This is a genomic window from Lutibacter sp. HS1-25, from assembly GCF_004121075.1.
GTDB lineage: Bacteria > Bacteroidota > Bacteroidia > Flavobacteriales > Flavobacteriaceae > Lutibacter.
Map to the genome: position 1 here is coordinate 1 of NZ_RHLN01000106.1, position 2,059 is coordinate 2,059.

2 protein-coding genes and 1 pseudogene are annotated in these 2,059 nt (G+C 24.5%); all 3 read left to right on the plus strand.

Annotation, left to right across the window (positions count from 1 at the left end; translation table 11 throughout):
• The first annotated feature begins 425 nt into the window (after window positions 1-425).
• Window positions 426-839, plus strand: coding sequence for a hypothetical protein (locus EC396_RS12675; protein WP_129366998.1), 414 nt, complete (start codon window positions 426-428; stop codon window positions 837-839).
• 149 nt (window positions 840-988) lie between these two features.
• The gene (locus tag EC396_RS12680) at window positions 989-1,723 is read left to right on the plus strand and encodes a hypothetical protein (protein WP_129366999.1); all 735 of its coding nucleotides are present in this window, start codon (window positions 989-991) and stop codon (window positions 1,721-1,723) included.
• Window positions 1,724-1,873: 150 nt separating this feature from the next.
• Window positions 1,874-2,059, plus strand: a pseudogene (locus EC396_RS17985) (ion transporter); the annotation flags it as partial.

Here is a 2,059-nt window from a genome sequence, read left to right on the forward strand (position 1 = left end):
AAAAATATTCAAAAAAGCTCATTGAAATAAATAGAATTTAGCAACGAATTCTATAAAAATTTAAACTAAAATGACAAATCTCGGATTAAAAAAAAGCGGAGTTTGAGAGTTGGAGTTTGATTATTGGAATATTTAAGATTTCAGAAAAATCAAGTTAAAAAGAGAAATCTCGGATTTTAAAGAATTACACAGTTTGAAATACAAAATGAGGTTTTGATACGTAGAAATTTAGGTCGGAAAGATTAATCCGAACTCCAAAGCTACTTTACACAACAACTCATAAAATTCATGCTATAATTCGAACTAATAGAAAATTTAAAATATTAAATAAACAATTTGCTACGGCTGAAAAATATCGTATTTTTAAACCGCACAAATCTTATAAAAGCCCGTTGTATGCAATTGAAAAAAAAAAAATTAAACCTATGAAAAAAATTATTTTACTACTATTAACTACTTTGATTTTAACTTCTTTTAACGAATACCCTACATCAGAATTTAGCATTGTTGGGAAATGGAAAGGAGAAGATGAAAAAGATATCGGATACATTACTTTTCAAGATGACGGTTACGCATATTTTGAATTTCAAGGACAAATTATTGGCGGAAAAGAATTTGTCGTTAATGGAAAAAAAGGAACAATGACATATGAAGTTAATTATTTAAAAACTCCAATAGAAATTGATATTATTGTTCAAAAAATTGAAAGTGGAGAAATAAATAAATTATTGTGTATAGTAGAGAATATTGAGAAAAATGTTATTAAACTTCAAATGGATTTTAATGGAAATCGACCAATTGAATTTGACGATAAAGAAACAAAAATATTTAATGATTAAAATAAAACGCACAACAACTCATAAAATTTATGCTTACTTTTAAACTAAATAACGAACTGACAAACATTCAACAAACGATTTGCTACGTCCGAAAAATCTCCGATTTTCCAGTCGCACAAATCTTATAAAAGCCCGTTACCACACATAAGATGAAAAAAGTAATATTTTATTTCACAATAATGATTTCAATCTTATGTTTAGCCCTTTTTTATTATTCAAATAAAAGAATTGATGGAATTTATGTAAAAGTTATAGAAATTAACAACTATAACAATGGAAAAGATTTTATAAGAGATTCTCAAAAAATCGTAAAAATAGAAAATCAGAAAATTGTGAGTTATCATTTTGATTATTCTGAATCCAATGATTTTTATGTAATTGGAAATATCATTAAACAAGAACTGAATTTTGATGAAATAGGTTATTTAAATTATAATATTAAAGCTGTTAATAAAGATAGTTTAGTCTTAACGACAAATGGAATTAATAAACAAAAGAAAGTGTTTTTAAGATTACCTGATTCTTTGAAAAACTCCTCAAATTTTAAAAATAAATTATTAGATAAATCTTTTAAACTTGTATCGGAATATGGAATTGATACTGTTCATTTTAATGAAAATTTCTTATTGAATAAGATACCTTTAGGAATTGAGAAAAAATGGGGAATTACTAGTTTGACATATGACACAATTGATAATTTTCAGATTTTAAATACTGGGATGAGTAGATTTTTTATAATCAAAGAAAATAACAATAGAGTTTTCCTTTATTTACCTTCTTTCGATAAAACTTTCAAGCAAGTAGAATTAATTGAAATACAGGTTGATAAATCCAAAATACGAGAGACAATTGAAAATCATCTGAAATATAAAAACGTGTGGTAACAACTGGTATAAAAAATTGCTAAATTCAACAAAATAGAATGTTTTTAAAATATAAATAACTTAAATTTAAACATCGGAAAATTACGTTTTCAAAAAACGCAACTTTCCATACCAAAACCCGTTATGCACTAGTTCCGAAAAAAATTCTCGATGAAAAAGAAAATTTATGAAATAATAAATAAGAATACGATTTTTATAAAATTCATTTATGGATTAATTATTTTAAACGTAATCTCGTTAATTCTTGAATCTTACAATGAGTTAAGAGTTTCATTCTCTGACTTTTTTTATTATTTCGAGTTAATTTCTGTAATTATTTTTACAATCGAATATTTA

Coding starts and splice junctions, on each gene's coding strand:
- EC396_RS12675 (WP_129366998.1), top strand. CDS start 426: ATGAAAAAAATTATTTTACTACTATTAACTACTTTGATTTTAACTTCT.
- EC396_RS12680 (WP_129366999.1), top strand. CDS start 989: ATGAAAAAAGTAATATTTTATTTCACAATAATGATTTCAATCTTATGT.